The sequence below is a fragment of the Corallococcus aberystwythensis genome (assembly GCF_003612165.1).
GTDB classification, from domain to species: domain Bacteria; phylum Myxococcota; class Myxococcia; order Myxococcales; family Myxococcaceae; genus Corallococcus; species Corallococcus aberystwythensis.
The window spans coordinates 1-407 of sequence record NZ_RAWK01000605.1; the positions used below are offsets into that span (position 1 = coordinate 1).

A 407-nucleotide genomic window follows, 5' to 3' on the forward strand; every position below is an offset into this window, starting at 1 on the left:
AGTCTAGACCACGCGCGTGCCGCGTGCGCCTCTGGCGCTCGAGCTGACGAGGCCCGGCGGCATATTTCGTGGTTCACCGGGGGGCATGAGAGAGCCCGTGGCGCAGCAGGGGGACGGACTTGGTGAAAAGCACCTCTCGACGGTACGGGTCTCCCTTATCGCGTCCGTCGCCGCGCTGGGCGGCTTCCTGTTCGGGTTCGACACCGCCGTGATCAACGGCGCCATTGGCGCGCTGGAGAGGAACTTCACAGCGCACGCGGCCGCGGTCGGCCTCTCGGTGTCCTCGGCGCTGCTCGGCGCGGCCGCCGGCGCGGTGCTCGCGGGCAGGCTGGCCGACCGCCACGGCCGGACGCGGACGATGCTGGCGACCTCCCTGCTCTTCGTCGCCAGCGCGGCGGGCTCGGGGG

Annotated in this window: 1 protein-coding gene; it reads left to right on the forward strand. The window is 72.5% G+C overall.

The window, feature by feature from the left end; all coding sequences use genetic code 11:
• Positions 1-97: 97 nt before the first annotated feature.
• A partial coding sequence (locus D7W81_RS41695; protein ID WP_244227809.1) for an MFS transporter occupies positions 98-407 on the forward strand: 310 nt, incomplete at its 3' end.